21 protein-coding genes are annotated in these 23,422 nt (G+C 71.7%); 13 read left to right on the top strand and 8 right to left on the bottom strand.

From position 1 onward, the window contains the following. Positions 1-53 precede the first annotated feature (53 nt). The gene (locus JYJ93_RS01970) at positions 54-806 is read right to left on the bottom strand and encodes an enoyl-CoA hydratase (protein ID WP_206786157.1); all 753 of its coding nucleotides are present in this window, start codon (positions 804-806) and stop codon (positions 54-56) included. Positions 807-817: 11 nt separating this feature from the next. Next, positions 818-1,738 carry a ribose-phosphate pyrophosphokinase gene (locus JYJ93_RS01965; RefSeq protein ID WP_206786156.1) on the bottom strand — a complete coding sequence of 307 codons (921 nt, stop codon included), beginning with the start codon at positions 1,736-1,738 and terminating at the stop codon, positions 818-820. A 133-nt stretch (positions 1,739-1,871) separates the two neighbouring features. On the opposite strand from JYJ93_RS01965, the gene JYJ93_RS01960 reads away from it, so the two are divergent. From JYJ93_RS01960 to orn, 3 genes are all read left to right on the top strand, one after another. Next, on the top strand, positions 1,872-2,558 hold the full coding sequence (locus tag JYJ93_RS01960; RefSeq protein WP_206786155.1) for a phosphoribosyltransferase family protein: 687 nt from the start codon (positions 1,872-1,874) through the stop codon (positions 2,556-2,558). Positions 2,559-2,595: 37 nt separating this feature from the next. Further along, on the top strand, positions 2,596-3,051 hold the full coding sequence (locus JYJ93_RS01955) for an archease (protein WP_206786154.1): 456 nt from the start codon (positions 2,596-2,598) through the stop codon (positions 3,049-3,051). A 106-nt stretch (positions 3,052-3,157) separates the two neighbouring features. Continuing rightward, positions 3,158-3,709, top strand: coding sequence for an oligoribonuclease (gene orn, locus JYJ93_RS01950; protein WP_014393105.1), 552 nt, complete (start codon positions 3,158-3,160; stop codon positions 3,707-3,709). A gap of 9 nt (positions 3,710-3,718) precedes the next feature. On the opposite strand, the gene JYJ93_RS01945 is transcribed toward orn, so the two are convergent. Next, positions 3,719-4,087: a response regulator gene (locus JYJ93_RS01945; protein WP_206786153.1), complete on the bottom strand. Its 369-nt coding sequence runs from the start codon at positions 4,085-4,087 to the stop codon at positions 3,719-3,721. 177 nt (positions 4,088-4,264) lie between these two features. Next, positions 4,265-5,824 carry an AMP-binding protein gene (locus JYJ93_RS01940; RefSeq protein WP_206786152.1) on the bottom strand — a complete coding sequence of 520 codons (1,560 nt, stop codon included), beginning with the start codon at positions 5,822-5,824 and terminating at the stop codon, positions 4,265-4,267. A 38-nt stretch (positions 5,825-5,862) separates the two neighbouring features. Here JYJ93_RS01940 and JYJ93_RS01935 point away from each other — a divergent pair, with 38 nt between their 5' ends. Further along, complete coding sequence (locus JYJ93_RS01935; protein WP_206786150.1) at positions 5,863-6,432, top strand: hypothetical protein; 570 nt, start codon at positions 5,863-5,865, stop codon at positions 6,430-6,432. On the opposite strand, the gene JYJ93_RS01930 is transcribed toward JYJ93_RS01935, so the two are convergent. Beyond that, on the bottom strand, positions 6,433-7,518 hold the full coding sequence (locus JYJ93_RS01930) for a hypothetical protein (RefSeq protein ID WP_206786148.1): 1,086 nt from the start codon (positions 7,516-7,518) through the stop codon (positions 6,433-6,435). 218 nt (positions 7,519-7,736) lie between these two features. Here JYJ93_RS01930 and JYJ93_RS01925 point away from each other — a divergent pair, with 218 nt between their 5' ends. From JYJ93_RS01925 to JYJ93_RS01905, 5 genes are read left to right on the top strand one after another with little or no spacing between them, the layout of a single operon-like run. Beyond that, positions 7,737-8,981: an HlyD family efflux transporter periplasmic adaptor subunit gene (locus JYJ93_RS01925; protein ID WP_206786147.1), complete on the top strand. Its 1,245-nt coding sequence runs from the start codon at positions 7,737-7,739 to the stop codon at positions 8,979-8,981. Positions 8,982-8,989: 8 nt separating this feature from the next. Then, positions 8,990-9,724 (top strand): ABC transporter ATP-binding protein, encoded by a 735-nt coding sequence (locus JYJ93_RS01920; protein ID WP_206786146.1) that lies wholly within the window; start codon positions 8,990-8,992, stop codon positions 9,722-9,724. 17 nt (positions 9,725-9,741) lie between these two features. Next, a complete protein-coding gene (locus tag JYJ93_RS01915) occupies positions 9,742-12,162 on the top strand; it encodes an ABC transporter permease (RefSeq protein WP_206786145.1) in 2,421 nt (806 codons plus the stop codon). A 32-nt stretch (positions 12,163-12,194) separates the two neighbouring features. Then, positions 12,195-13,613, top strand: a complete 1,419-nt coding sequence (locus JYJ93_RS01910; RefSeq protein WP_206786144.1) for a sigma-54 dependent transcriptional regulator — start codon at positions 12,195-12,197, stop codon at positions 13,611-13,613. Continuing rightward, a complete protein-coding gene (locus JYJ93_RS01905) occupies positions 13,610-14,983 on the top strand; it encodes an ATP-binding protein (protein ID WP_269012926.1) in 1,374 nt (457 codons plus the stop codon). The genes JYJ93_RS01910 and JYJ93_RS01905 overlap by 4 nt, the downstream gene beginning before the upstream one ends. On the opposite strand, the gene JYJ93_RS01900 is transcribed toward JYJ93_RS01905, so the two are convergent. The 3 genes from JYJ93_RS01900 to JYJ93_RS01890 all read right to left on the bottom strand — a co-directional run bounded on the left by JYJ93_RS01900 (position 14,952) and on the right by JYJ93_RS01890 (position 19,677). After that, positions 14,952-15,470, bottom strand: a complete 519-nt coding sequence (locus tag JYJ93_RS01900) for a hypothetical protein (RefSeq protein ID WP_206786143.1) — start codon at positions 15,468-15,470, stop codon at positions 14,952-14,954. The two genes, JYJ93_RS01905 and JYJ93_RS01900, sit on opposite strands and share 32 nt — an antisense overlap. Positions 15,471-15,614: 144 nt before the next feature. After that, positions 15,615-16,895, bottom strand: coding sequence for a hypothetical protein (locus JYJ93_RS01895; RefSeq protein WP_206786142.1), 1,281 nt, complete (start codon positions 16,893-16,895; stop codon positions 15,615-15,617). Position 16,896: 1 nt separating this feature from the next. Next, positions 16,897-19,677 carry a TonB-dependent receptor gene (locus JYJ93_RS01890; RefSeq protein ID WP_206786141.1) on the bottom strand — a complete coding sequence of 927 codons (2,781 nt, stop codon included), beginning with the start codon at positions 19,675-19,677 and terminating at the stop codon, positions 16,897-16,899. A 336-nt stretch (positions 19,678-20,013) separates the two neighbouring features. On the opposite strand from JYJ93_RS01890, the gene JYJ93_RS01885 reads away from it, so the two are divergent. From JYJ93_RS01885 to JYJ93_RS01870, 4 genes are all read left to right on the top strand, one after another. Further along, complete coding sequence (locus JYJ93_RS01885) at positions 20,014-21,123, top strand: GRAS family protein (protein ID WP_206786139.1); 1,110 nt, start codon at positions 20,014-20,016, stop codon at positions 21,121-21,123. Then, positions 21,120-21,611 (top strand): CinA family protein, encoded by a 492-nt coding sequence (locus JYJ93_RS01880; protein WP_206786137.1) that lies wholly within the window; start codon positions 21,120-21,122, stop codon positions 21,609-21,611. The genes JYJ93_RS01885 and JYJ93_RS01880 overlap by 4 nt, the downstream gene beginning before the upstream one ends. Positions 21,612-21,695: 84 nt before the next feature. Continuing rightward, a complete protein-coding gene (locus JYJ93_RS01875) occupies positions 21,696-22,094 on the top strand; it encodes an STAS/SEC14 domain-containing protein (protein ID WP_206786136.1) in 399 nt (132 codons plus the stop codon). A gap of 12 nt (positions 22,095-22,106) precedes the next feature. Then, entirely contained in the window at positions 22,107-23,411 is a 1,305-nt protein-coding gene (locus tag JYJ93_RS01870) for an AHH domain-containing protein (RefSeq protein WP_206786135.1), read from the top strand. Positions 23,412-23,422: the final 11 nt, after the last annotated feature.

Below are 23,422 nucleotides of genomic sequence, written 5' to 3'. Positions count from 1 at the left end.
GCGCACGTGCACGCGGACCCGGGAGTGCTACGGACGTCGCGAAGCGAGCGGGGCTACTTCCGGCCGCGCGACATGAAGGACATGAAGGCTTCCTTCGCTTCGTCGGACGCGAGGCGCTGGACGAACTCGGCGCCCTCGCGCTTGAGGGCCGCGTCCACCTGCTCCCGCAGCGGGCCTCGGATGAGCGCCTTCGTCACCTTCAACGCCTGGGCGGGGCGCTGGGCCAGGGCGCGGGCGCGCTCGGTGGCCACGTCCTTCAGCTGCGCCTCCGGGACCGCCTTGTTGATGATGCCGGCGCGCAGCGCGGTGGCCGCGTCGAACGGGTCTCCGAAGAGCAGCAGCTCCGACGCCAGCGCGAAGCCCGCCGCGCGCGGCAGGAGCAGGCTGCTGGCGCCTTCCGCGCACAGGCCCAGGTTGACGAAGGGCATGCTGAAGCGCGCCTTCTCCCCGGCCACCACGTAGTCGCAGTGCAGCAGCATGGTGGTGCCAATGCCCACCGCCGCGCCCTCCACCGCCGCGAGCACGGGCTTCGTCAGGCCGGCCAGGGCGCGCAGGTACTGGAACACCGCGCTGTCCTCGCCCGTGGGCGGGTGCTCCAGGAAGTCGCCAATGTCGTTGCCCGCGGTGAACGCGCCGCCCGCGCCGGACAGGAGCACCACCCGGACGTCCTCGCGGCGCTCCGCCTCCTGGAGGGCGGCGGTGGCGGCCTCGTACATGGCGTGGGTGAAGGCGTTCTTCTTCTCCGGCCGGTTGAAGGTGACGGAGAAGACCCCGGCGTCGAGCTGCGTCAGAAGCGTGTCGGACATGGCCGGGCAGACTAACGCGCGTCGGGCCGCAGTGCGCGCAAGAGCAGCGGGGCCAGCGTCACCACCTGGTGGGGGAAGGGCAGGTTCTCCCGGTGCTCCACACTGTCCGTGCTGAACAGCCGCTTCACGGGCACGCCGCGCAGGCGCTCCAGCGCGGGGCCCACCAGCAGGGCGTGCGTGGTGGCGAGGATGAAGTCGTCCACGCAGCCCTCGCCCTTGAGCTCCTTCGCCGCCGCCGCCAGCGTGCCGCCGGTGGACACCATGTCGTCCACCAGGATGGGGCGCATGCCGCGCACGTGGCCCAGGAAGCCGAGCGTTTCCACCTCATTGCCGCTCAGCCGCGCCTTGTGCACCACCGCCCACGGGCGGCCGAGCAGCTTCGCCAGCGCCTCCGCGCGCTTCACCGCGCCCAGGTCCGGCGCCACCACCACCGTCGTGTCGGTGACGTGGGGGCGCAGCGCGTCCGCCAAGAGCGGCAGCGCGGACAGGTGCTCCAGCGGCGCGCCGAAGCAGCCCTCCAGCGCCGGGTTGTGCAGGTCCACGGTGAACACCCGCGCGAAGCGGCCGTGGGACACCATGTCGGCCACCAGGCGTCCGCCCAGGGGCTCACCCGGCCGGGCCCGCCGGTCCTGGCGCGCGTAGCCGACGTAGGGAATCACCGCCTCCAGCGAGGCCGCGCCCGCCCGCCAGCACGCGTCCGCGAGCAGCAGCAGCTCCATCAGGTTCTCACCCACGGGCGGCGTGGAGGACTGGAGGATGACGACGCGGCGGCCCCGCACCTCCTCCGGGGGCACCTCGATGTGCAGTTCTCCATCCGGGAAGCGCTCCCGCTTCACTCCCACCGGCTCCGCGCCGAACGCCTGGGCGAGCGCACGGCCGAGGTGGGGACTGGCACTGCCGACGACGAGGGCGATGGGCGTCATGGGCATCATGGGTCCGCACCCTAGCGCGGGAGGCACTCGCGGTGCCCTGGCCCCCCGGGCATGCCGCCAGGAGAGCCACTGAACGTGCCTCCGCCGACACACTCCGGAGCGAAGAGCACCTTCCGGGGGTGGAGGTGGGCCCATGCGTTTCCGGGACAGGGCGGAGGCGGGACAGAAGCTCGCGGGGGTGTTGACGCCCTACCGCTCCGGGGACGTGTGCGTCCTGGGGCTGACACGCGGCGGGCTGCGCGTGGCGTACGAGGTGGCCCGGGCCTTGAGGGCTCCCCTGGACCTGTGGGTGGCGCGCCGGCTGCGCGTGCCGGGGGGCCGCCTCACCCTGGGCGCGGTGACGGAGGGCGGCGGGCTGTACCTGGATCCCCAGGCAGCGGTCCAGGCGAAGCTGCCCGGAGAGACGCTCGAGCGCTTCGTGCACGAGGAGGTGGACGACGTGGAGCGGCAGGCCCGGCAGCTGCGCGGCGGCCTCACGCCGCGCATTCGCGGGTGCATGGCGCTGCTGGTGGATGACGGGATGGTGACGGGCGCCACCATGGCCGCGGCGCTCCTGGCGCTGAAGCAGCAGGGCGCGCGCCAGCGCATCGTGGCGGTGGGCGTGGCGACGCCGCGCTCGCTGGAGCTCATCCGGAGCCGCGCGGACGCGGTGCACGCGCTGACGCTGGACCCCACGCTGCGCGAGGTCTCCGACGCCTACGACACCTTCCCCGCGCTCAGCCAGGACGAGCTGCGGCGCTGGCTCACGCGCGCCCGGGAGGCCAGCCCCGCACAGGCGGAGGGCCCGGCGCCGGACGTGGCGGGCGGGTGGTGGTTCTGACGGGAAGCGGATGACGACGAGGACATGAGGAGGACGTATGGATGTGGAAACCGTGCACGCGGAAGACCGCCGGCCCCGGACGCACTGGGAGCACTTCACCCACGATGAGCTGCTCGGGGTGCGGGGCGTGGGCCGCTCCATGGAGCAGGCCTTCGAGATGGCGGCGCTGGGACTCTGCGCGTTGGTGACGGACCCTCGGAGCGTGGAAGCGCACGAGGAGCTGGAGGTGGACTGCCAGTCCGCGGACCATGACCAGCTGCTCGCGGACTGGCTCCGCGCGGTGGTGGGCGCGATGGCCGGACGGCGCCTGCGCTTCCAGTGCTTCGTGGTGCGGCTGGACGGGCTGAACCTCTTCGGCCACGGCTTCGGCGAGCGCGCGGGACAGGCGCGCCATGGCACCCACGTGGCGCTGACGGGCGCGTCGCTCACCCAGGTGTCCGTGCGCCAGGGGCCGGAGGGCGTGTGGACCGCCGAGGCGCTGGTGGACTTCTAGGGCGCCAGGCGGGCGCGGCGGGCGGATTCGTCCACGCGAGGGGTGCACCGGGGCGCCGGGCTGCTATAGGGACGTTTCCCTCTTCGCGACCAGGACCCTTCCGGACATGGCTTCCCGTGACATCCGCTTCGTGTGGCTCGACCTGGAGATGACCGGGCTGGACCCCAATACCTGCGGCATCATCGAGGTGGGCATCATCGTCACCGGCCCGGACCTGCGCCCCCTGGGCGAGTTCGAGCGCGTCGTCTGGCAGCCGGAGGAGATGCTCCAGCGCATGGAGCCCGTCGTGCGCGAGATGCACACGAAGAACGGCCTCCTGGAGAAGGTGCGTGCGTCCACGTCGTCCCTGCGCGTGGTGGAGCGCGAGGTGACGTCCTTCATCGCGGACTACTGCGACCTGGGCGAGGGCATCCTCGCGGGCAACTCCATCCACACGGACCGGCGCTTCCTCATCGACCACATGCCCATGGTGGACCGCTACCTGCACTACCGCATGGTGGACGTCACCAGCCTCAAGGTGATTACCCGCGCCTGGTATCCGGCGCTGGTGGAGCCGCGCAAGCCGCCCAGCGGGCACACCGCGCTCGCGGACCTGCGCTCCAGCATCAGCGAGCTGCAGTACTACCGGGACGTCCTCTTCCGCGCGACGCCGGGCTGAACGCCGGCTTCAGGCGAGGGCCCCGTCCGCGGGCAGCTGCTTCTGGATGGTGCCCAGCAGGTCGTCCAGCTCGAAGGGCTTGGCGAGGAAGTGGGAGCTGGCGCGGCGCTCCTCGTCCGTGAGGCGGCCCGCGCTCATCACCACCACGGGCAGGTCGCACAGGTCCGGGTGGGCGCGGATGCGGCGCAGCAGCTCTCCGCCGTCCATCACCGGCATCATCAAATCCAACAGCACCAGGTCCGGCTTGGACGCCAGGAGCCGCTGGAGGCCCTCGTCGCCGTTGTACGCGGTGACGATGTCGTAGCCCTCCAGGGACAGGATGTCCTCGAGCGCCTCCACGATGGCGAGCTCGTCGTCCACGATGAGCAACCGCTTCATGCGCGGTCCCCCTCCGCCGCGCGCGCACGGCCCGGGGCCCCTGTCGGCCGGGAGGCCGGAGGCGGATGGGACGGGATGCGGGCGGGGTGGGACTTCACGCGGTGGCTCCATTTTCTCTCGCCGGAGAAGGTAGGTCCGCGCGCCAGTTCGGCCAGGGGCCGATGTGGGTTCTGTTGGTCAGGTGGCGGTGGATGTGTCCTGGGAGGCGGCCAGGCGCTCCTTGAGGATGTGTTTCTGGACCTTTCCGAGCGCGTTGCGGGGAAGGGCGTCGGTGAAGACGACGCGGCGGGGCTTCTTGAAGGCGGCGAGCCGTTCCCGGCACCAGTCCACCAGGGCCTGGGCGTCGGTGGTGGCGCCGGGGTGGGGGACGATGACGGCGACGACCTGCTCCCCGAAGTCCGGGTCGGGCAGGCCCAGGACGGCGGCCTCGGCGACGGCGGGGTGCGCGGTGAGGACCTCTTCGACTTCGCGGGGGTAGATGTTGAAGCCACCGCTGATGATGAGCTCCCGGGCGCGGCCGGTGATGCGCAGGAATCCGTCCGGATCCCATTCGCCCAGGTCGCCGGTGCGGAACCAGCCGTCCGCGTCGAAGGCCTCGGCGGTGGCGTCCGGGCGGCGCCAGTAGCCGGTGAAGACGTGGGGGCCGCGGACCTCGATTTCGCCCGTCTCGCCGCGAGGCAGGGGCTGACGGGAGCGCACGTCCACGACGCGGGCCTCCTGGCCGGGGAAGGGCATGCCCACGGTGCCGGGGCGGCGTTCGCCGTCGTAGGGCTGGGTGGTGTTCATGATGGTTTCGGTCATCCCGTAGCGCTCCAGGATGCGGGCGCCGAAGCGCGCCTCGATGTCCAGGCACAGCTGGGGGCTCAGGGGGGCGGAGCCGGAGACCCACAGGCGCAAGGGGTGCGGCGTCACGCCGGTGCGGCGGGACTCCTCCAGCAGGCGGCCGTACATGGTGGGCACGCCGAAGAAGAGGGTGAGGGACGCGTCGTCATGCAGGGCGGTGAGCGCTTCGGAGGCGACGAAGCGGCGGCGCAGGTCCACGCTGGCGCCGGTGAAGAGGGTGCCGTGCAGGCCCACCATGAGGCCGTGGGTGTGGAAGAGCGGAAGGGTGAGCAGGAGCCGATCCGCGTCGGTCCAGCGCCAGGCTTCGGTGACGGCGCGCACGTTGGAGAGCAATTGCAGGTGCTGGAGCATGGCGCCCTTGGAGCGGCCGGTGGTGCCGGACGTGTAGCCCAGCACGGCCAGGTCCTCCGCGCGGGGCAGCGGCAGGGACGCGGTGGACGCGGCGCCGAGCGCGAGCACGTCCGCGAACGCCACGGAGGGCAGGGACGCGGGGAGCCCGGGCTCCACGGTGATGAGCCATTGGAGCGAGGGCAACTGGTCGCGCAGCGGAGCAAGCTCCGAGGCGCCAGAGGTCCCGGTGACGCAGACCTTCACCTCCGCGTCGGAGAGGATGTGGGCCAGCTCCACCTGGCGGTAGGCGGTATTGACGAGCACGGCGACGCAGCCCGCGGCCTGGACGCCCAGCCAGGTGACGACGAACGCGTCGCTGTTCTCCAGGAAGAGCGCGACGCGGTCACCCGGAGCCAGCCCCCGGGCCTTGAGTCCGCGAGCAAACGCGGTGACCCGCTCCGCCAACTGACCGCGCGAGTACGTGGTCCCCTCGAAGGAGAGCAACGGGCGCGAGGGCTCGTGACGGGCATGGTCCAGGAACACTTCAAGCAGGGAGGCCGGCATGGCGCGCGAGCCTACCCGGGACGGGATACGCTGAGCGCATGTCCGTGCGGAGGACCTATCTCATCTTGATCTCCGCGCTCATGCTGGCGGGCTGCATGCGAGCCGCAACGCCGTCTCCTTCGGCTTACGAGGAGGACCCCTCCATCACCTTCCCGCCGTTCTTCGCGCAACCCGCTGTCTCACTGGGGACCGAAGGCACGGTGTACGAACTGGATGGAGACACCCTGCGAGCGCTCACCGTCGCTGCCCGGGACCTGCTTCCACCGCAGGACGCCGCCGTGTCCTGTGGAAGCCGCTGGGCGTCCCAGCAGTACCGCGTCGTCCGGCAGGGCGATGTCATCTTCATCCGCATCGATGAAGACCCGAAGGCGTGTGGCGGCACGCAGCCCGCGCTGGACTCGGGGGCGAGCTACGCCATCCACCGGGATGGCCGGATCCTCCGGCGGCTCATCGACGGTCAGCCCGATACCGCGAAGCCCGAGGATGCTGGCGTGTCCGCCACGCCCGGCGAGCCCGGGACCACGTCCCCGGATGCGCTGGGGGACGGGCCCTCTCCGTTCCTGCCACTCTCCTGGCAGGACGCGGGCTCACCGTCGCGGCTGCCCTGATTAGAACAGCGACATGCCCAGCGTGACGCTGCACAGGAAGCCGCCGTGCTGGCTGGTTCCGATATCGAGCGCGTCGAGGAGGTTCGGGTCGCGGCCGTCCGACGTGTTCCAGTTGTCCTCACGCAGGCGGAAGCCCCAGCCCGCGCGCAGACCCAGGTACATGGGGCCCATCGACTGGCGCATGCCCACCGCCAGCGTCGCCACCGGCGTGAACAGCTTCTCCGTCGTGTACACCTCGGACTCGTCGCCAAACGTGAGCGTGGTCGTCGACGTCGTGCCCATGTTGAAGCTCATGCCCGCCTCCAGGAACGGGCTCGTGCGCACCTCGCCCAGCGGATACAGGCGCGCCACCGGACCCACGCGGAAGCCCCAGGCCCCCGTGCCCGCGCTCAGGTTGAGCCCCAGGATGGGCGCCACCCGGTACTCCAGCTCACCGCCAAAGATGCCGGACGGGCTGTTGAATCCCAACGCGAGGCCCAGGTCCAGGTTCGTCCGGCCACCGCGCCGGGGAGGCAGCCGCGGGCTCTCCGTCTCGCGCCCCATCGAGTCCCCCTCCATGCCCTCATAGCGGGACGCATCGTTGCTCAAACGCTCCGACACCAGCGAGTCAGAGCCCGCCGCGGCGGGCACCTCCGCCGCCACCGGCGTCTCCTGGCTCGCGGCCTCCAGCTTCTGGGCCTCGGACAGCACCGCCTGCGCCATCGCCACCGAGCCCTTGTCGCTCAGGCTGGGATTGACGAACTCATACGCCAGCGTCTTGGTGCGCACTGGCGCGTGCGTCGTGGCCAGTTGATACGTCAGCCGATACTTCTCCCCGGCCCGCGTCACCTTCGCGCTCACCGTCACGTCGGGCGAACCCTCGTGCTGCGGGTCCATCAGGATGGCTTCCGTGGTGGCGCTCTTCAGCGCCTCCTCGATGCCGTAGCGCGTGCGCTCCGCCACGGTGCTCGCGGTCAGCCCGCTGGCGTCCACCTCACTGCCCACGTCCGTGAGCTGGAGGTACAGGGCATCCGCGAACGCGGAGAAGGGCAGAAGCGTGGCGGCCAGCAGCATGCCGGCGCGCGTCCGCAGGGCGGTGGAGCGCATGGGGTGTTCCTCGAAAGTGTGTGGGAATTGAATCGGGCAGGCAGACGGCCTGACGCTGTTTCTATTCACCCCCAGCACACTTCTTCGCGGTGTCCGTTCCTGGGACGCGCCCTTCGCGCAAGCGGTCAACGCGCCCGCGCATCCCTCCACCGCCCTTGTGTTTCCGGGTGCTTGGCCCGGCTCGAAGCCCTGGCACACGGCTCGCTATGGCCCGGGGCGTGGACATCCCGAAGGCCAAAGCCCCGCGCCGCAAACCCTACCTCCTGGCCGCCCTGGGCCTCGCCGCGCTCGTGGCGGTGACGGTGGGACTGTCCCGGCTGCGCCCCGCGGCGCCCACCGTGGACAAGGCCTCGGTGTGGCTGGACACCGTGAAGCGCGGCCCGCTGGTGCGCCAGGTGAAGGGCACCGGCTCCCTGGTGCCCGAGTCCATCCGCTGGCTCACCGCCGACACCGCCGGCCGCGTGGAGCGCATCCACGTGCGGCCCGGCGCCACCGTCACCGCCGGCACGGTGCTGCTGGAGCTGTCCAACCCGGACGTGCAGCTCCAGGCCCTGGAGGCCGAACGCCAGCTCGCGAGCGCCGAAGGCGACTTCCTGGAGCTGCGCGAGCTGCTCCAGACGCAGCGGCTGTCCCAGCAGGCCACCGTGGCCACCCTCACCGCCGAGTCCGCCGACGCCACCCGCCGCGCCCAGGCCAACGCCGCGCTCTTCCAGAAGGCCTTCGTCGGCGACCTGGAGACGCGCCAGGCGCAGGAGAAGGCACAGGAGGCGGGCCAGCGTCTGGACCTGGAGCGCCAGCGCCTGGACGTCATGTCCCAGAGCCTGCGTCAGCGCCTCGCGTCCCAGCAGGAGCAGGTGGAGCGGCTCAAGGCCGTGGCGCGCTTCCGCCGCCAGCAGGTGGAGTCCATGAAGGTGCTCGCGGGCGAGGACGGCGTCCTCCAGGAGCTGCCGCTGGAGCTGGGCCAGTGGGTGACGCCCGGGGTGCTCCTGGCCAAGGTGGTGAAGCCGGAGCGGCTCAAGGCGGAGCTGCGAATCGCGGAGACGCAGGCGCGCGACATCCTCCCGGGCCTGAAGGCGCAGGTGGACACGCGCAACGGCGTGGTGGAGGGCACCGTCGCGCGCGTGGCCCCCGCGGCCAGCCAGGGCACGGTGCGCGTGGAGGTGTCGCTGCCGGACACGCTGCCCAGGGGCGCCCGGCCGGACCTCACCGTGGAGGGCACCGTGGAATTGGAGCGGCTGGACGACGTGCTGTCCGTGGGCCGTCCGGCGGGCGCCCAGGCGGAGAGCACGCTGGCGCTCTTCCGGCTCCTGCCCGGAGGCGACGAGGCGGTGCGCATCCCCGTGAAGCTGGGCCGCGGCTCGGTGAACGCGGTGGAGGTCGTGCAGGGACTTTCGGAAGGCGATCAGGTGGTGCTGTCGGACATGACCGCGTGGGATGCGGTGGAGCGCGTGAGGCTGCGATGATGACGACGATGACGAACGACCGCGACGCGAAGGCCGTGGCCCCGGGCGCGGTGCCGGGCAAGACGCTGCTCCAACTCGACGGGCTCACCAAGGTGTTCGAGACGGAGGAGGTGGAGACGCACGCCCTCTCCAACATCCAGCTCACCATCCGCCAGAACGAATGGGTGGCCATCGTCGGCCCGTCCGGCTCCGGCAAGTCCACGCTGCTCGCGGTGCTGGGGCTTTTGGACACCGCCACGCGCGGCAGCTACCTGCTGGATGGACGGAGCGTGCTGGAGCTGTCGCCCACGGACCGGGCGAAGGTGCGCAACCAGCACATCGGCTTCATCTTCCAGAGCTTCAACCTCATCGGAGACCTCACCGTCTTCGAGAACGTGGAGCTGCCGCTCACCTACCGGGGGCTGCCCGCGCAGGAGCGCAAGCAGCGCGTGGAGCGGGCCCTGGAGCGCGTGGGCATGGCGCACCGGGCGCGGCACCTGCCGGGGCAGTTGTCCGGCGGTCAGCAGCAGCGCGTGGCGGTGGCGCGCGCCGTGGCGGGAGACCCCCTCATCCTCCTGGCGGACGAGCCCACCGGCAACCTGGACTCGAAGAACGGCGAGGCGGTGATGCAGCTCTTGTCCGACCTGCACAAGGCAGGCTCCACCATCTGCATGGTGACGCACGACCCGGCGCACGCGCGCATCGCCACGCGCACGGTGAGCCTGTTCGACGGCCGCGTCGTGCAGGACGAACAGCTTCGCTGAAGGACGGGGACACGGCCATGGAACACCTGCTCGGTGACTTGCGCTACGCGTGGCGCTCCCTGAAGAACGCCCCCGGCTTCGTGGCGGTGGCGGTGCTGACGCTGGCCCTGGGCATCGGCGCGAACAGCGCCGTGTTCAGCGTGGTGAAGGGCGTGCTGCTCACCCCGCCGCCGTTCACCCAGCCGGAGCGGCTGGTGCTGCTGGCCCCGAACTTCGACGCCTTCGGCCTGAAGGAGGTGTCGAACTCCCTCCCCGAGTACCGGGACATGACCACGCACACGAAGGCCTTCACGGCGCTGGCGGCCTTCCGGCCCGACGACATGACGCTCACCGGCGAGGAGTCACCCCGGCGCCTGCGCGTCGTCATCGCCACGGCGTCCTTCCTGCCCACGCTGGGGGTCGCGCCGGTGCTCGGTCGGGGCTTCACGCAGGAGGAGGAGACGCCGGGCCAGGACAAGGTCGTCGTGCTCACGGACGCCGCGTGGCGCACCCACTTCGCGAAGGACCCGGAGGTGCTGGGGCGCGTGCTGCGATTGGACGGCGTGCCGCGCACGGTGGTGGGCGTGCTGCCCCCGGGCGCCGTCTATCCGGAGGACACGGAGGGGGTCGTGCCCCTGGCGCCCACGCCCGAGCAGCAGGAGGAGTCCCGGCGCGGCAACCGCTTCCTGAGCGTGATGGCGCGGCTCAAGCCGGGCATGACGCTGGACGCGGCGCGCGCGGACCTGGTGCGCATGGGCAACGCCCGCCCCACGGACCTGGTGGCCGAGTACCAGCGGTGGGGCTGGTCCATGAGCGTGAAGTCGCTGGAGGACCAGGTGGTGGGCAGCGTCCGCGAGACGCTGTGGCTGCTCTGGGGCGCGGTGGGCTTCGTGCTGCTGGTGGCGTGCTCCAGCGTGGCGAACCTGCTGCTCGCGAGGGCGGTGTCGCGGGGCCGCGAGGTGTCCATCCGCGCGGCGCTGGGCGCGGGCCGGCCGCGGCTGGTGGCGCAGTTCCTCACGGAGAGCCTGGTGCTGTCGCTGGTGGCGGGCGCGGTGGGCTTGCTGCTCGCGCTGTGGGGCACGGACGCGCTGGTGGCCACGGTGGGGGACAGCCTGCCCCGGGCCCAGGGCGTGAAGCTGGACGTGGCCTCCGTGCTCTTCACGTTGGCGGTGTCGGTGCTCACGGGCGTGCTCTTCGGGCTGGTGCCCGCGCTCCAGGCGAGCCGCGCGGACCTGCACGCGGCGATGCGCGAGGGCGCACGCGCCACGGGGAGCCACCGCACGGGCCGGCTGCGCGCCGCGCTGGTGGTGGCGCAGGTGTCGCTCGCGCTGGTGCTGCTGGTGGGCGCGGGCCTGTTCGTGAAGAGCTTCCTCGCGCTCCAGCGTGTGGACGCGGGCTTCGAGTCGGACGGCGTGCTCACCGGCGCGCTCGCGCTGCCCAAGGTGCAGTACCCGGACCGGGCGAGGCAGGCGGCCTTCCTGCGGGACCTGGTGCCCCGGCTCCAGGCGCTGCCGGGCGTGGAGTCCGCAGGGCTGACGAACGTGCTCCCGCTGGGCGGCTTCATGGACAACAGCTTCGACATCGAGGGGCGCACGCGCCAGCCGGGCGAGCTGTGGAAGGCGGTGGAGTTCCGCGCCGTCACGCCGGGCTACCTGCACGCGCTGCGCGTCCACCCGTGGCAGGGGCGGTTGCTGGAGGACGGGGACGGGCCGGACGCGCCCTGGGCGGTGGTCATCAACCGCTCCTTCGCGGACCTCTTCTGGCCGAAGGGGGACGCGCTGGGGCAGCGGGTGAAGCTGCACGGCAAGGACATGCAGTGGACCACGGTGGTGGGCATCGTGGACGACCTGCGCGAGTGGGGCCTGGACGTGCCCGCGCGCCCGGCGGCGTACTACGCGCTGTCGCAGCTGCCGGACGTCTCCATGGGCCTGGCGGTGCGGGTGAAGTCCGGGGCCCCGGAGGCGCTGCGCGCCCAGGTGGAGGCGGAGGTGCGCGCGGTGGACGCGGACCTGCCGCTGTTCGACGTGTCTTCGCTCACGCACCGGATGGACCAGTCCACGGGCGCCCGTCGGTTGTCCGCGCTGGTGATGGGCTTGTTCGCGGGCGTCGCGCTGCTGCTCGCGGCGCTGGGGCTGTCGGGCGTCATCGCCTTCTCGGTGACGCAGCGCACGCGGGAGCTGGGCATCCGCATGGCATTGGGCGCGGCGCGCGGCGACGTGCTGCGGCTGGTGCTGGCGCAGGGCCTGCGGCTGTCGCTCACGGGCGTGGCGGTGGGGCTGTGCCTGTCATTGGGGTTGGCGCGGCTGTTGGGGTCGCTGCTGTATGGCGTGTCGGCGGCCGACCCGTGGACCTTCGGCGGGGTGGCGCTGCTGCTGACCGGGGTGGCGCTGGGGGCGTCGTGGCTGCCGGCCCTGCGGGCGACCCGCGTGGACCCCATCATCGCGCTCCGGGCCGACTGACCTTCCCCCTTTTCTGGCACAGTCCCTGAACCGTGGCGTCCTCCGTGTCCGAACCCACTGCTCCCCTTCCGCGTACCACCCGCATCCTCGTGGCCGACGACCAGCCGGACGTTCTGGAGGCGTTGCGGCTCTTGCTCAAGCGCGACGGCTACACGGTGGTGAGCGCGCAATCCCCCGCGGGCGTGAAGGCCACGCTGGACGCGGAGGACGTGGACCTGGTGTTGATGGACTTGAACTACGCGCGCGATACGACGTCCGGGCGCGAGGGCCTGGACCTGCTGGGCGAGCTGCGCGCGAGGGACGCGCTCTTGCCCGTGGTGGTGATGACGGCGTGGGGCAGCGTGGAGGGCGCGGTGGAGGCGATGCGCCTGGGCGCGCGCGACTACGTGCAGAAGCCCTGGGACAACACGCGCCTCTTGGCCACGCTGCGCACGCAACTGGAGCTGTCCCGGGCGCTGAAGCGCGGCCGGCGGCTGGAGGAGGAGAACCAGCACCTGCGCCGCGAGCAGGGCGGACGCTCTCCGCTGGTGGGCGACTCGCGGGCGATGCAGCCGGTGCGCAGGCTCATCGAGCGGGTGGCGCCGTCGTCGGCGCCGGTGCTGGTGACGGGGGAGCACGGGACGGGCAAGGAGGTGGTGGCGCGCCTCATCCACGCGGCGAGCACGCGCGCGGACCGGCCCTTCGTCGCGGTGAACTCCGGCGGCCTGTCCGAGGGCGTCTTCGAGAGCGAGCTCTTCGGCCACGTGAAGGGCGCCTTCACGGACGCGAAGGCGGACCGCATCGGCTGCTTCGAGCTGGCGGACGGCGGCACGCTCTTCCTGGATGAGATTGGGAACATGCCGCTCACGCAGCAGGCGAAGTTGCTGCGGGTGCTCCAGACGGGGGAGCTGCACCCGGTGGGCTCGTCGCGGACGCGGCGCGTGGACGTGCGCGTGGTGAGCGCGACGAACGTGGACCTGGGCCGCGCGGCGGCGGAGGGCCGCTTCCGCGAGGACCTGCTCTACCGGCTCAACACGGTGGAGGTGCAGTTGCCGCCGCTGCGGGAGCGGCGCGAGGACATCCCGTTGCTCGCGACGCACTTCCTGGCGGCGCAGGGGCAGCGCTACGGCCGTCCCGACATCCACCTGGCGCCAGGAGCCATGGAGGCGCTCATCGCGTACCCGTGGCCGGGCAACGTGCGCGAGCTGGAGCACGCGGTGGAGCGCGCACTGCTGATGGCGGTGGGGGACCGCGTGGAGGCGGAGGACCTGCTGCTCAAGCGGATGGGGCCTCCGGGTGGAGGCAGCACGCGCCTGGAGGAGATGACGCTGGAGGAGGCGGAGCGCTACCTCATCGAGCGAGCCCTGGGCCGGCATGACGGCAACGTGAGCGAAGCCGCGAAGGCGCTGGGCCTGTCGCGCAGCGCGCTCTACCGGCGGCTCCAGTACTACGGCATCAAGGGCGCAAGGTGAGCCGCGGTCCCGCGGAGCCGTCCGAACCGGATGCACGCGCGCCATACGACCTGCGCGTCATGTGGCTCGCGGTCCTCGCGGGCCTGCCCGCGGTGCTCGTGACGCTCGCGCTGCTCTGGACGGGGGACTTCACCGCGAAGGTGCGCTGGACGCTGTCCGTCCTCGTGGTGGGCATCCACGCCGGAGCCTGTCTGGCGCTCCGCGAGCGCGTCGTGCGGCCCCTGCACACCGTCGCGGGCCTGCTGGCCGCGCTGCGTGAAGGGGACTACTCCGTGCGCGGCCGGGGCGGACGCGCGGGGGACCCTCTCGGAGAGGTGCTCCTGGAAGTCAACGCCCTGGGGGACACCCTGCGCGAACAGCGCCTGGGCGCCATGGAGGCCGGCGCGCTGCTGGGCCAGGTCATGGAGGCCATCGACGTCGCGGTGCTCGCCTTCGACGCCTCCGGCACCCTCAAGCTGGTGAACCGCGCGGGCGCCCGGCTCGTGGGCCTGCCGCGCGCGCAGTTGCTGGGACAGCGCGCCGAAGCCCTCGGCTGGAGCGACCTGCTGGAGGGTCCCGCCCCCCGCCGCCTCACGCGCGTCTTCGCGCAGCAGGACGGCGGCCCCTACGAACTGTGGCGAGGCACCTTCCGCGAAGGCGGCCAGCCCCACCAGCTCGTCGTGCTCACCGACCTGCGTCTGGCATTGCGCGAAGAGGAGCGCGAAGCCTGGCGCCGGCTGGTCCGCGTGCTCAGCCACGAAATCAACAACTCCCTCACCCCCATCCAGTCCATCGCGGACGCCCTCCGGGACACCGTCTCCCAGGTGCCGCGCCCCGCGGACTGGGAGGAGGACACCCGTCACGGCCTGGGCATCATCGCCCGCCGCGCGGAGGCCCTGTCCCGCTTCATGTCCGCCCACGCGCGGCTCGCGCGCCTGCCACCCCCCACCTTGGGGCCCGTGGAGGTGGAGCCCTGGGTGCGGCGCGTGGTGGCCCTGGAGCCGCGCCGCCCCGTCGCCGTGCGCCCGGGCCCCGTCCTCACCGTGTCCGGGGATGGCGACCAGCTGGAGCAATTGCTCATCAACCTGGTGCGCAACGCCGTGGACGCCGTCCTGTCGGAGGGCAGCGCGGGCGGTGTCTGGGTTTCCTGGGCGGTGCATGCGCCGGGCGCCGTGGAGGTCTGGGTGGAGGACGAAGGCCCCGGCCTCGCGGACACCGCGAACCTCTTCGTGCCCTTCTTCACCACCAAGCCCCAGGGCAGCGGCATCGGCCTGGCGCTCAGCCGGCAGATCGCCGAAGCGCACGGAGGCAGCCTGCGCCTGGAGAACCGCACGGACGGCCGGGGCTGCCGCGCGAGGCTCAGGCTCCCGCTGGACGCTCCGCGCGCCTGAAGCCCTTCTTGCCGGACGAGGACTCGGGGCCCGTGGGCGTGGCGGGAGCGGCCTCGGGCTCCGGCACGGGCGCGGCCAGCCGGTAGAGCAGCGCGGTCGCCGCCCAGAAGAACAGCACCGTGAAGCCCACGTGGATCCACCGCGCCCCGGACCACTGCTGCAGCGAGCGGGGCAACGCCTCCAGCGCGACGAAGCCGCCCATCCACTGCCCCAGCCAGCACAGCGCCGTCACCCACACCACGCGCTGCCACGACGCCACCCGCGTGCGCCCGAAGGCATAACGGTGCAGCGCCCACAACAGCCCCACGGCGCAGCCCCACAGCGCCAGACGTGTCAGGGAAAGTCCCCGGTGCGAAGGACCCCATGGGTCCAGCTCCAGCACCCCGAAGCTCGGCGCCAGGATGAGCACCTGCACCAGCAGCACCCGGCGCACCCGCTCCGTCAATCCCTTGAGGAGCTGCCCATACGTCCAGGTCAGCGCAATCATCGGGGCCCTCCTCGGGCACGAATGAGCGGTGCTGCAGGAGAAGAACGGTTCGCCCTTTATTTCTTGATTTATTTGGTTGGGAAGGACTCCCGGGCTCCACCCCAGACAAGCAACTTCCAAGGGTTGGAGGGTCATCCTCAATGACTATTCAAAGATGGACAATTCAGAGAGGGTATAGAACTCAGCGGGTGGGGTGGTCCCGTCGTAGGTAAGGGATTCCACGGAGAGCCGCACGAAGCGCACGGGCGCGGTGCTGGAGAGGGGCACGTCCTGGAAGACGGGCTCCCGCGAGCCCTGGGGCAGCGGACCGTCCCCATAGGGCGAGTCTCCGCCGGGCGGCTCGCTGGAGTCGTTGAACACGGTCTCGCGAAGGGTGCGCTCCTGCGAGGTCAGGTCCCGCAGCTTGACGCGCGCCAGGGATTGCCAATGCTCCGCGTCCTCGCTGCCCTCCAGGACGAGCCAATCCCTGCCACCCCAGCCCTTCAGGTAGTTCAGCCCGCGCACCACCGCGCGCCGGGGGATGACAGGCCGGGGCAGGTGGATGACGACGCCAAATGCGCGGGGGTCGGTCTCCTCCTTGAAGAAGTCCACCCGCGTGAGCCGTCCATCCGTCCATGGACAGACATCGGGGAAGGACGGCTCGCACGTCGCGCCGCGGCTGACGGGGCGCAGCGTCCCCGCCGGCAGCGGCTCCGCGCCGGTGCGCCACTCCATCCGGAAGCCCACGGAGCTGGACCCGGCGCCCAGGGGGGCGAAGATCCACTCGCCCACGCTGGCGGCGCGCAGCCGCACCTGGGGCGCGGCGAAGTCCTCCAGCACGTAGGGACCCGGGGTCCAGGGAGAGCTCGCGCCGCTCTGGCGCCAGAGCAGCTCCGCACCGGACGTGACCCACAGCAGGGGCACGGGGTCGGTGGCGAGCATGGGAATCAACTCGCCGTCCTCGGTGAGCAACTCCAGCGTCTCCGCCGTCTCCGGCTGGGTGGGGGCTGGCGGCGCGGGCGGGAAGGACACGGTCGGACCCTGATCTCCAGTGCCCACGAGCGGATGCGCGTCCCAGGGCTGGAGCGTGGGCAGCTCCACGTCGTCCTGCATGTAGAACCGCATGAAGGTCCCGCTGCCGTCCTCCTCCAGCGGCAGCGCCACCCGCAGCCGCTGGCGGGTCCGGCTGTAGGAATCCTCGAACACGGCGTCTCCGGAGAGCATCTCCAGGGTGTAGTCGCCGGAGGCCTCGGTGGTGGTGGTGATGCCCACCGGATGGAAGCGCTCGTCGTCCTCCATCCGCTCGAGGCTCAGCGACGCTCCCGCGCGGGGGGTGCCGTCCCGCTGGAGCACGCGGCCGTACGCGAAGATGGGGTCTTCGGGGGAGCGCTCGCAGCCGGCGGCGAAGGCCAGGAGCCCCAGGGAGGTGACGAGTGCGCGTCGCATGTCAGTAGGTCGCCTTGAGCCCGAGCAGCGGGACGATGATGGGAATGCGGATGGGCTCGCGCAGGGGACGGGAGTCCTCGTTGATGGAGCCATCCTGGCCGCCGCCCACCGCGAGGTAGTCGTAGCCCACCACCTCCTGCTGCGCGGAGAGGTTGAGCACGTCGAGCGACGCGTCCAGCGTGAAGTCCTGGTAGGCCCACGACTTCGCGATGCGCGCGTCCACGCGGAAGAAGGGCGCCAGCCGCTGCGCGCGGTCCAGGTCCTGGCGAATCCATTCCGGCGAGCCGTCGCCGTTCGTCACCCAGCGCCGCGGCTGCGAGGTGATCTGCCCCGTCTCCGGCCGCCCGGTGTTGAAGTGCACCACCGTGCCCACCGTCCAGTTGTTGCCGAATTTGTAGCTGAGCGCGGCGTTGAAGGTGTGCGCCTGCTCGAAGGCGAAGGGCAGGGTGCCCTCCACCGTCTCCAGCACGCGGTTGTCGTCGCCGATGCGGGAGAAGCGCGCCTTCCGCTTGCTCTGGAGGAAGCTGTAGGACACCCAGCCGAACCAGTGTCGGCCCAGCGGGTGGCGCGCCATCAGGTCGAAGCCGTAGGCGTAGCCGGTGGTGGCGGGGTCCTCGCCCAGGCTGCCCCGGCGGCGGCGGTTCTCCGCCACGTCCACCAGGTCGAACTCCACCGCGCGGGACAGGGGGTTGAAGAACGCGTCCGCGCTCAGCTCCAGCCCCTCGAAGGCCTTCCACTCCGCGCCCACGTCGAACTGCGCGCCGGACTGGAGGCCGTAGCGCAGGCTCGCGGTGTCGATGGCGGGCACGTGCACGAGCACCGTGGGCGGCTGGTGGAACAGGCCCGCGCCCCCCTTGAGCGTGAGGGTGTCCGTCAGCGCGTGGCGCACGGACAGGCGCGGCTCCACCGCCGTGAAGGTCATGCCCGGCACCAGGTGGTACGCGTCCACGCGCAGGCCCGGCGTCACGGCCCAGCGCTCCGAGGGCTTCCACGTGGCGGACGCATACGCGCCGGAGAAGGTGGCCAGCGCGCTGGGCCGCTTGAGCGGATCCGCGTCGTCGGAGGGCCGCCAGCCCGGAGGCCGCGCGGTGCCGGTGAGCGTGGTGGCCGAGCGGCGGTGCTCCACGTCCGCGCCCACGGCCAGGTCGAGCGACGAGGTCAGCGCGCGGCGCCATCCCGCGCGAGCGGCGACGCTCACCTGGCGCAGTCCGTACTCGCCCACCTGCTCGCGGACGAGGGCGTCCCCGGCGCTGCGCGTCTGCTCGCCGTTGAGGCCCAGGCCGTCCCAGCCCAGCGTGACGCCGACCTCGCCTTCGCCCTCCGCCACCGGGTGCGTGCCCCGCAGGTCGATGCGGTGGAAGCGCGACACGACGCCGCCGCCATCCGCGCCCGGCTCCAGCTCGGGTGAGATGCCCACGTCGTCGGAGCTCCCCAGCGCGAACAGGCGCAGGCGGCCTTTGCCCACCTTCTGCTCGACGCGCGCCTGGTAGTCCCAGAAGCCCGCGCGCACCTGCTGCGCGTCCGGGCGCTGGAGCGCGTTGGCCGCCAGCGAGAGGAGCAGCGCGGAGTAGCTGAAGCGGCCCGCGAGGCTGACGCTGGTGCCGGTGGACTCGAAGGGCTGCTCGATGAAGCCGCCCGCGTTGAGCAGGTCCGCGTACGCGGTGAAGTGCAGCCGGTCCTCGCGAGGGCGGCTGAGGCGTCCCTCCACCGCGCCGCCCAGCACGCGGCCGTATTGCACCGGAGGCGCGCCCGGATAGAAGTCCACGGTGTCGATGAAGTCCGGGTGCACCACCGCGGGCCCGAGCAACAGGTGGTACAGCATCGGGATGCGCACGCCGTCCAGGAAGAAGCCCGTGGCGGCGGGCTGGCTGCCGCGCACCACCGGGTAGCTGATACCGGACGCGAGGCTGCCCACGCCCGGCATCAACATCACCACGCGGAACGGGTCGCCCAGCGTGCCGGGCACCTCGCGCAGCTCCTGCTCGTGCAGGCTGATGCGGGTGACCTCCGTGCGCGGGCGCTCATCGCGCACCACGGTCTCGTAGGGGTTCACCTCGCGAGGCTGGAGCCGGTAGATGACCTGGAGTGTCTGTCCTTGCGTCAGCGTCTCCGTGAACGCCGTCGTCGCGTGGCCCGGAGCGCGGACCTCCAGCGTGTGCGGGCCCGGCGGCACGTCCAGCGTGAAGCGGCCCTGCGCGTCCGTGGTGGCGGCGGGCTGGAGCGCGCCGTCCAGGAAGAGGGCCGCGTCCGGCAGCGGGCGGCGCGTGCCGCGTGCGCGCACCTCGCCAGTGAGGCGCGTGGTGGAGGCGGGGACCTGCACGGGCGGCGTGAAGCGGTAGACGAAGGGCAGGCGCACGGCCACGGGGCCGCCGCCCAACGTGGCCGGGGTGAAGCGCAGGCCCGGGGCCGCGGCGAGCGCCGCGTCGGTGAGGCGCGGCTCGGAGGCGGCACGGATCACCTTCGCCTCCGCGACGCGGCCCTCCACGTCCACCAGCAGCTCCAGCTCCACCTCGCCGGCCGTACCCTCCAGGCCTTGCGGCCACGCGGCGGGAGCGTCGGCGATGAGGCTGGGCGGCACGAGCGCCAGGTCACCCGCGTCCGGGGAGAGGCCCAGTCGGACGGCGTCCTCTGAGGAGAGGGCCTGGCCCGCGTCGGTGGCGTGGACGTCCACCTCCACGGCGCGAGGCTCGCTGGTAGCGGAGGGCACGCCCTGCGCGCGGGCAGTGGCGGCGGACAGGAGCACGAGCGCCAACGCCAGGAGGACGGCACGGGGGAGGAACATGGGCGAGCGCTTCAACACCGGCCCCCCGAGAATGTGACACTCGTGCTGGCGCCGGACGGAAGTTGGTTCACGGAGGGCATACGGATCGGGACACGAATCCTGGTGGCGCCTTTTCACTCGGAGTCTACTGGATGAAGTGCCAGGAGCCGCCGGGCCTCACGCGTGCACCGCCATTCCCTCCGCGCCGCGCCACTCCGTCCCCAAGGGCGGCGCGCTGTGCGAACGCGCACGGCCCTCTGTCCCGAGGTGCCGCCCCCCTGGAGCGGCGACATGAGCGGTCGTTACACTTTTCCATGTCGAGCGGAAACCACGGCCAGGGTTCCGCGGGGAGGGCGCATGCGGACGCCGAAGGACGAACTGCTGCTCCGGGCGATGGACCATGCGTTGTCCGCGCGAACGATGGAGGCGGTCGAAGCGCTCGCCGCGCTCTATCGGCTCTTGGACGCGGAGCGCATCCCCGAGGACGAGAACTACGCGGTGTTCGCCACGGCCCTGTCGCGCCGGTTGGAGGGCGCGACAGGGGCCCTGCACCCGTACCGGGCGTCCGAGGTGGACGGAGGCGCGCCACAGATTGAGTTGTTCCGGCGGTTGATGAAGCACCTGCCGCTGGCGTCGGCGGCGGACGCGGTGGCGAACGCGCTGCTCGCGGAGTTCCTCCGAGGACACGCGGAGGCGACGCTGCTGGACGTGGGCATCGGGCAGGGACGTCAGGAATGCAACCTGCTGCGAGCGCTGGCGAAGGCGGGCGCGCTGCCCCGGCACCTGACGGTGGTGGGGGTGGACCCCAGCGGCACGAGCCTGGTGGAGGCGCGGGACGCGGTGCTGGCGGTGGCGGAGGAGGTGGGGCTGTCGCTCGAGTTCGTGAAGCTGGAGTCGCCGGTGGAGGACCTGGACATGGCGACGTGGGCGGCGTTGCGAGCGGTGCGCCGGCCGCTGGTGGTGAACGCGGCGTTCGCGCTGCACCACGTGGCGGAGCAGCAGACGTCGGGCATGGAGGCGCGCGACGCGGTGCTGGCGAGGCTGGCGTCGCTGGGCCCGGTGGGCGTGGTGATGTGCGAGCCCCACGTGGACCACCACCGGGCACCGGCGCGGGAGCGGTTGAAGAACGCGTGGAATCACTTCTCCCGGGTGTTCCAGCTGCTGGATACGCTGGACATCCCGGTCGCGGAGCGCCGCGCCATCAAGCGGTTCTTCGGCCGGGAGGTGGATGACATCGTGGGCACGGTGAACGAGTCGGAGCGGTGTGAGCGCCACGAGCCGGCCCTGGCGTGGTGGGAGCGGTTGCGGCGCGCGGGCTTCACGCCCAGAGGCGGGCTGGGGGCGCTGTGTCCAGCCGACGTGCACCCGGCCGTGGGGCTGTGCGTGGAGGAGGGCACGGTGGGCATCACCTTCCGGGGGGATGTGCTGGTGTCGGTGCTGGCGGCGGTGCCAGGGGAGGGCGCGTGAGCGACCTGGAGGCGTTGGCGGCGAAGGTCATCGCGAGGTGCCGCGAGGCCGGGGTGCGGCTGGCCTTGGCGGAGGCGTGCACGGGAGGGCTGATGACGGCGGCGCTGACGGAGGTGCCGGGGGCGTCGGCGGTGGTGGAGCGGGGGGTCGTGCCGTACTCGAACGAGTCCAAGGGAGAGCAGCTGGGCGTGCCGCTGGCGTTGTTGCAGGCGCACGGCTCGGTGAGCGCGGAGGCGGTGGGCGCGATGGCGGCGGGGGCCCTGGAGCGTTCGTGGGCGGACTGGGCGGTGGCGGAGACCGGCATCGCGGGGCCCGGGGGAGGGACGGAGGCGAAGCCGGTGGGGCTGGTGTTCATCGCGGTGCAGCGGCGCGGGAGGGCCGCGGTGGTGGAGCGTCACCGGTTCGAAGGGGACCGGCGCCAGGTGCGGCGGGCCGCGGCGGCGCGAGGGCTGGCCCTCCTTCTGGAGCAGGTGGGCGTGGAGTCCTGAATAGGGGACTCATCCCTCGGGACGTTGGCAGGTGGGGGCCTGATGGAGGAGAAGGTTTGACGCAGTCTCACGAAGGGGGCCTCGATGTATCGAATCGACGTGGACCGAGCGGAATCCATCGTGAGCTTCGCGCTGGAGGGCTACATCCGGCTGGAGGAGATGAAGCGCTTCGTGGAGGACCTGCGCGCCGCGACGGATGAAGTGGCGGGGCAGGCCATCAAGATCGAAGCGGACCTGCGCACGTTCCGGCCGGCGTCGCCGGAGGCGGCGGACCTCATCCGGAAGGTGCAGGAGTACGGGCTGCGCTCCGGGGTGACGCGGGTGGCGGAGTTGGTGCAGAACCAGATCGTCGCGTTGCAGTTGAACCGGGTGGCCTCCGGGAGCGGCACGGACAAGATCCTCCGCCGTTTCTGGCAGGAGTCCGCGGCCAGGACCTGGCTGAAGCACGGAGACGCGGAGCTGGGCGTGGCGCTGCACGGCTGAGCGGAAACGAACATGCCAGCGCGCGGGTGGTGCGTGCTGTGGATGTTGTTCGTGACGGGCTGCGCGACGTCACGGACGGTGAGGTTGGACACGGGAGAAGGCCGTGCGCGTGAATACACGCCGCGCACGGACACGAGGCCCGTGGCGCTGGAGGGAGACACCTTCGAGAAGGCGGTGCGGATGCTGGCGCGCGAAGCGCCGGTGTCGCTTCGGCTGTCGAATCCCGGTGCGCAGCGTCCGCGAGCCTCGCTGGGCGTCGTGTCCGTGGACGACCCGAAGCAGGGCCGCGTCCGCGTGGCGCAAGGGAGCACGGAGTTGGAGGCCGCGTACGGACGCTGGTGCGTGCGCAAGCGGCTGTCCGGAGACTGTCTTCACCTGTTGGATAGAGGCCTGACGCTGGATGAGGAGGGCAAGCGGACGCTGGCCTTCCGCATCGCGTTGGACTCGGTGTGGGAGGAGACGGCCGAAGCGCTGGAAGGGATGGTGGACCCCGAGGCGACGGTGTCCCTGCTGGTGATGACAGGAGCGGTGTACTTCAGCCTGTGGCTGGTGCCGGAGCCGCTGCTGTCGAAGGGCGTCGCGGCGACGCTGACCGTGGCGCTGATTGCGTACCTGGGTTGGGACACGGTGTGGAGTCTCATCCAGGGCTGGAGGGTGCTGGCGGCGGAGGTGAAGGAAGCGGAGACGTTCGACGGCATCCGGGACGCGGGAGAGAAGTACGGCGAGGTGATGGGAAAGCAGGCGGCACGGGCCTTCGTGATGCTGGCGATGGCGGCGCTGGGGAGCACGGCGCAGACGCTGTCGGCAAGAGTCGCGACGCTGCCCGGTTCGGCACAGGCCGCGCTGGTCGGAGCGGAGCAGGGAGGCTTCCGGCTGGTGGCCGCGGCGGAGGTCTCAGCAGTTGCAGTATCCGCGAGCGGCGAGGTGACGATTGCGTTGTCACCCAACGCGGTGGCGATGTCCGCGAAGGGACCGAATGTTCCCGTACCTGTCGAAGTCCGGGTGCATCACATCGCCACGAACAAGTGGTGGGAGGCGACGCATAACGGCGGTCCGTGGTCGCCCCAGTTCCAGAGAATCTTCGACCGTGCGGGCATGTCCCTGGACGACCCTGCGAACAAGGTCCGTGTCCCGGGCCACAAGGGACCGCATCCCGAGGCGTACCATCAAAGAGTGCACTCCCGGTTGAACGAAGCAATGGAGGACTGTGGCAGCATCCATCAATGCCGCGAGGCGCTCACCAATGAACTGCGTCGGCTCGCCAGCGACATCTTGAACACGAGCACGACGCTCAATAAGTGGGTCACGAAGTCATAGCCGAGCGGGAG

This window comes from Corallococcus sp. NCSPR001 (assembly GCF_017309135.1).
Lineage (GTDB): Bacteria > Myxococcota > Myxococcia > Myxococcales > Myxococcaceae > Corallococcus.
The sequence above is the reverse complement of the archived record's forward strand: the minus strand, read 5'-3'. Positions and strand labels throughout refer to the sequence as shown.